Source organism: Frankia canadensis, assembly GCF_900197875.1.
GTDB lineage: Bacteria > Actinomycetota > Actinomycetes > Frankiales > Frankiaceae > Frankia > Frankia canadensis.
The window spans coordinates 1-4,826 of record NZ_FZMO01000274.1; the positions used below are offsets into that span (position 1 = coordinate 1).

At 70.1% G+C, this 4,826-nt stretch carries 6 protein-coding genes and 1 pseudogene; 2 read left to right on the forward strand and 5 right to left on the reverse strand.

The window, feature by feature from the left end:
• Positions 1 to 157 precede the first annotated feature (157 nt).
• From C1A33_RS20320 to C1A33_RS20340, 5 genes are all read right to left on the reverse strand, one after another.
• Positions 158 to 1,396: a PP2C family protein-serine/threonine phosphatase gene (locus C1A33_RS20320; RefSeq protein WP_207770399.1), complete on the reverse strand. Its 1,239-nt coding sequence runs from the start codon at positions 1,394 to 1,396 to the stop codon at positions 158 to 160.
• A 183-nt stretch (positions 1,397 to 1,579) separates the two neighbouring features.
• The gene (locus C1A33_RS20325; RefSeq protein ID WP_101833026.1) at positions 1,580 to 1,807 is read right to left on the reverse strand and encodes a hypothetical protein; all 228 of its coding nucleotides are present in this window, start codon (positions 1,805 to 1,807) and stop codon (positions 1,580 to 1,582) included.
• A gap of 574 nt (positions 1,808 to 2,381) precedes the next feature.
• Entirely contained in the window at positions 2,382 to 2,942 is a 561-nt protein-coding gene (locus C1A33_RS37510) for an STAS domain-containing protein (RefSeq protein ID WP_101833027.1), read from the reverse strand.
• On the reverse strand, positions 2,831 to 3,127 hold the full coding sequence (locus C1A33_RS20335; protein WP_101833028.1) for a GlsB/YeaQ/YmgE family stress response membrane protein: 297 nt from the start codon (positions 3,125 to 3,127) through the stop codon (positions 2,831 to 2,833). Before C1A33_RS20335 ends, C1A33_RS37510 begins: the two co-directional genes overlap by 112 nt.
• Positions 3,124 to 3,501, reverse strand: a complete 378-nt coding sequence (locus C1A33_RS20340; RefSeq protein WP_165818489.1) for an STAS domain-containing protein — start codon at positions 3,499 to 3,501, stop codon at positions 3,124 to 3,126. Before C1A33_RS20340 ends, C1A33_RS20335 begins: the two co-directional genes overlap by 4 nt.
• A 12-nt stretch (positions 3,502 to 3,513) precedes the next feature.
• Between C1A33_RS20340 and C1A33_RS37515 the strand changes: the two genes are divergently transcribed.
• Both C1A33_RS37515 and C1A33_RS20345 read left to right on the forward strand, forming a co-directional pair.
• The gene (locus C1A33_RS37515) at positions 3,514 to 3,648 is read left to right on the forward strand and encodes a hypothetical protein (RefSeq protein ID WP_279354676.1); all 135 of its coding nucleotides are present in this window, start codon (positions 3,514 to 3,516) and stop codon (positions 3,646 to 3,648) included.
• Positions 3,649 to 4,597: 949 nt separating this feature from the next.
• A pseudogene (locus tag C1A33_RS20345) lies at positions 4,598 to 4,826 on the forward strand (hypothetical protein); the annotation flags it as partial.

A 4,826-nucleotide genomic window follows, 5' to 3' on the forward strand; every position in this document is an offset into this window, starting at 1 on the left:
GCGCGTGGCGTAGGTGTCGACCGACCTGGTCCGCGAGGGTCAACTGCGCGAACGCGAGGATTTCGTAGTCGGCCTCCGTCAGTTCACGACCCCACACCTACCACCGTCAGTGACCATCACGCGGCGTCGCCGACCGTTGCTGGGAAAGGCTCCACGTCTACCGAACCTGCTCGGATGCGTTGACGGCGTGTAGGGCGAGGAGGGCGATGTCGTCGGTGTGGGTTCCGCCGGTGAAGGTGAGCACTGCCTTCTCGATGGCTTTGACGAGGTGGTGGGCGCTGAGCTGTCCGGCGTCGGTGAGGAGGCAGCGAAGGCGTTGTTCGCCGTACTGTTCGCGGCCTTGCCGGGCTTCGGTGACGCCGTCGGTGTAGAGAAGCATCGTGTCTCCCGGCCGCAGGGTCACTCGTACGTTGGTGAGGCTGGCGTTGTCGAAGAGACCCAGGGGCAGGCCGTGGTGTCCGAGGGCGCGCACCGGGCCTGCGGAGCTGCGCAGCAGCGCGGGCATGTGGCCCGCCAACGTGAGGAGCAGGCGGACTGCGCCTGGGGTGGGGAACAGCGTCACGTAGGCGGCGGTGAGGAAGCGCTCGTTAGCGGAGCCGTGGGCCAGCAGCACGGTGTTGAGGCGGTCGAGTATCTGCGATGGGGTCTTCTCGGCCGTCGCGACGGCGCGGATCGTGTGGCGTGCCATGTCCGCGATCTTCGCGGCTTGCGGGCCGTGCCCTGCGACGTCTCCGATCACGGCGTCCCAGCGTTCCACCAGGGATCCACGCCGCACTCGCACCTGCTCCGTCTGGGATCTCGCGTCCGCGCCGGTGGATAGCCGCACCGGGAACATGTCGTAGAAGTCGCCGAGTGCCCCCTGGCCGTCGGCCGCCGGGATGCTGCGCGCGGCGATCTGCATACCCGCGATGTCGGACGTCCGTGGGGGCAGCAGACTCAGGTGCGGCATCGGCACCTGGACGGGGAGTGGTCGCAGGCGTTCGTCCGGCCGGCCCGCGCGGGCGATGTCGTCGCGCCATCCCCGCTCGCCCGCGGCGACGGCCGCGAGACTCGCGACGACCTGCCGCTCCTGCTCGGTCCAGCCGCGCGCCGCCGTGTCCACGACGCAGAACAGCGCGAGTGTCTCACCAGCCGGGCCCCCGACACGGGCGCACGTCCACGCGGCGACGCCCGTGGCGGCGATCCGCGGGTCGTCGCGCGTGCTCGGATCGGCCCGTACGTCCTCGACGGTCAGCGGCATCGCACCGGTCAGGACCTTGTGGGCAATCCGGACGAGGACGTCGGACCCGACGGTCGACGCTTCTGCGAGTCCGTGGGAGAGGTCCGGCGACCAGGCACTGGACCCGTCTGCGGGTGCGACGAACGCGACCGGCGCGGCCAGCGCGATCCTCGCCAACGCCGTCAGCCGACCGAAGCGATCCCTGTCCAGGACTACCGCCGGCGGCGTCCTGGACAGCTGCGTCGACACGGCCGGGCCGGATGAGCGGCCACCTCCCGGTGCGGCGCGCGGTCCGACCTGGCTGCCCGCCACGGGTGCTATCGCCGCGTCGCCACGATCACGAGACATCACCGCGCGGGCTCAGGTCAGGCCGGTCGCGGCGAGGACGACGGCCAACGTCGGCCAGCCAGAGCCGAGCAGCACCCAGCCGTCATGGCCCGCGCGTGGACTGGTCGGAGGGTGCATCTTGACCTGCCAGCTACCAGGGCTGGTCTCCCGGGCGAACGCGGATCTGCCGTCGCAGGTGCCGTATCGGCTGCCGAGCACCGCTGCGGGCGTAGCCGAGGGAGAATCGTTGCCTGTGGGCATGTGGTGCCTCTCCAGGAGAGATCACCGAGGCACCCGGCACTGAGCCTGAAAACTCGTGAGACTGCGACGCTGACGCGCGGCAGCCCCCACCCGGGCTGGCTGTGTCCCAGCGGCGTCATAGTACGCCGCCCCGCCGGACGGGGTGACCGTCTCGTCGGAATAGCGCCCCACGCCCGCATATGCCAGCTGACCGCGCCGGCAAGGGAATGTCGCGGTCTTCACGTGCCTTGCGGCGCTGGCATCGAGCTCTGCCGAAAGGTGCCGGCCGCTCGGCCGCGGCCCGCCATCGCCACCGGATCGAGGCCGCCTGGCCGCCGATGCGCGGCGCCGGTGGGGCAGTCGGTGCCGCCAACCGCTGCACAGCGCAGGTCAACGCTCTGCTCGACGACAACGATGTCGCCGAGCAGAGCGAGACCGAAAGGCCCCGGCGCCGGCCTGCGCGCATCCGTTCATCCGCGGTCGGTCGGTCGGCCGGCCGACCGACCGACGGTCGGTTGTGTCCGGGTTTCCTAGACGAGCCAGGGCAGGCGGCGCACCAGTGGGATGGCTGCCCAGGGCCGGCCGAGTCAGGACCTCATCTCTGGAGTGGGCTGGTGAGTGCGCTGGTCGGACCGTCATCGAGGCTGGTATCCGGGTCGCTGTGGCGGGTGTAGGTGTGCACGTTGAGGCGGGCGACCTGGCGGGTCAGGGCGAACCGTCGGTAGATCCGGGGGCGGGCACCGATGACGGTGATCGGGATGCCGGCGCGGGCGGCCTGTTTCGCGACACGGACGAGGACTCCCAGCCCGTAGGGGCTTAGGACCGATACGCCGGCGAGGTCGACGACCAGCAGCGACGGCTGCCGGTCGAGGCCGGCGGTCAGCGCCGCGCGGAACGCGGCCCGGGTCGCCAGGTCGATCTCACCGTGCGCACGCACGATCGTCCTGTCGGGCGGCGCGTAGATGTCGGTATGAAATCGGAAGGCGGACCTGACCGAGCGCCGTGTCAACGCCTCGGACACGGGGGGGAGAGATCTCGTCACGATCAGCGGTGCGACGTCGGGTGTCGACGCCCTCGCAGCGAGTTGCCCGTCGCGCCGGTGATCAGGCGCACGGCCAGGAGGACTATAACGGCCCCGACGATCGCGGTGATCCACGTCGACACGTTGAAGAACGTGTCGAGCGAATGGACGTGAAAGATCATTTTGGCGAGCCAGCCCCCGAGCAGGGCACCCGCGATCCCGGCAATACCCGCGACCACCCAGCCTGTCCGTTCCCCGGTAAGCCTTTCGGCGATCAGGCCGGCGACGAGTCCCAGCACGATCCAGGCAATGATGCTCATGTTTTTCCCTGCTGTTTGATGATGGCGGGCTGTTGGTATGCGGGACGGACATCGAGCATCATGACCAGGCCGGCGGCGAGGAACTCTGTGAAGACCGCCGGCTGGGCGCCGCGAACGATGATCCGACTCCCTCGGCGAGCCGCCCAGGAAGCGGCGCCGACCAGCATCTCCAGGGCCGCCGCGCCGAGGGACGACACCTCGCCGAGGTCAACGACCAGCAGTGGTTCCCCCGCGTGCATCCCATGGCCGAGGGCGTCCCGGAACGTAGCGGCGACCACCCCGGCCGGGGCGAGGATCTGGACGGTCGTGACCCGGTCGCGGTGCGAGGTGAAGATTCCCACCGCGGCCCCGGACGGACCGGACCGTCGATGCATGATTGTGAGGCCTTGCGTGGCATTGTCGACCCCGAGCTGGGCCAGCACGCGGGGCCGTTCGCTGCCGTCCAGCTGTCCCAGGAGAACGTGGAGAAAGTCGCGCCGGTACTCCACTACGCTCGCCCGAACCCAGCCGAGGACCGGTGATCGTGGCGCGCCTGACCAGACGGCGGTGAGCCGTTCGACGGGCCCCATGGGGACGACCAGGAAACCCAGGCGGGAATAGCGGCGCGAAGGTGGCCAGAGGATTTGGACAATGTCACAGACGACGCCCTGTGGACGGCCACTGGCGGCGCTCGAGCGTGAGTCGCACACTCGCGGTCCCGCGGCAGCTACGCGGCGTTCCCGATCCCGAGCCGGCTATGTCCTAGCCAGCTGAGCATAGCCCGAGGCACGTCCGAATGTCGACCAGTGTGGTAACGGGCGACTGTGCTGCCTCGCGCAGCGGTGCATGATCGAGGATCATGGTGTTGCGACTGGTGTATCTCGTCATGGATCCGGCGCGTTCGGACCGGCCCGTCCCCCGGATCCGAGGCGACGGGCGGGGCAAAAGACGCCGAACTGGTCGTACTGGGCTATAGGGTCGACCTGCCACGCCGCCGGGTCGGGTGGCCCAGGTTCACGGGGCCAGACCGCGCGGAGGGTTTCCGCGGAGATCGGCCGCTGGCGCAGCCGCCGGTGCAACGCGTCCTCGCATCGATGTGGATCCGGGGGCCTGGAGAATCGCGGGGTCCGCCGGCAGCGGGCGCCCCCGATGCGCTCAGTGTCCGAACGTCCATGTGCTCGTCCCAGCCACGGACGAGGAGTTCGCGATCGCACGGGTGCAGGGGTGCTGTGGTATGGTTACGGTTGGCCGGATTTCTACGAATGTTGACGCCGGGTCGGTGTCGTCACCGGCCGTGGCCATCTGGCGGCTCTCATCGCCCGGGTTAGGCAGCCGTCATGATGACGGGCCGAACGTCCACACCTCTCGACCAGGTCGACGCCGCGCGTCGGCGGGCGTGATGGCGCACCCTCCCTTCACGGGCCTCGGCAGGCATTCGTCCCGAGCCGGCCGCCGGCACGGGCCCGGGGCCGGCCTGCGGGTGACGCGGCCATGACGGAGTTCGAGGATGGGATCGCGAACCTGGCGCCGGCGCTGAGTTTCGAGCAGGCGCGGGCCGATGACCTCGACCTGCGGGCGGGCCTGGCAGGACTTGCTGGTCTGGTGTCCGGTTCCCTGGACCTTCAGGAGCTGTTGGCCCGGGTGGCGAGGTTCGCGACCCGCGCGATCCCCGGCGCCGACGGCGCCGGGGTGACGTTGCTGCGCGCCGACCGGGATGGCA

What these genes read in the sequence shown, in the direction of transcription:
- C1A33_RS20340 (WP_165818489.1), bottom strand. Translation starts at nt 3,501, where the DNA reads ATGCATCGACGGTCCGGTCCGTCCGGGGCCGCGGTGGGAATCTTCACC.
- C1A33_RS20325 (WP_101833026.1), bottom strand. Translation starts at nt 1,807, where the DNA reads ATGCCCACAGGCAACGATTCTCCCTCGGCTACGCCCGCAGCGGTGCTC.
- C1A33_RS20335 (WP_101833028.1), bottom strand. Translation starts at nt 3,127, where the DNA reads ATGAGCATCATTGCCTGGATCGTGCTGGGACTCGTCGCCGGCCTGATC.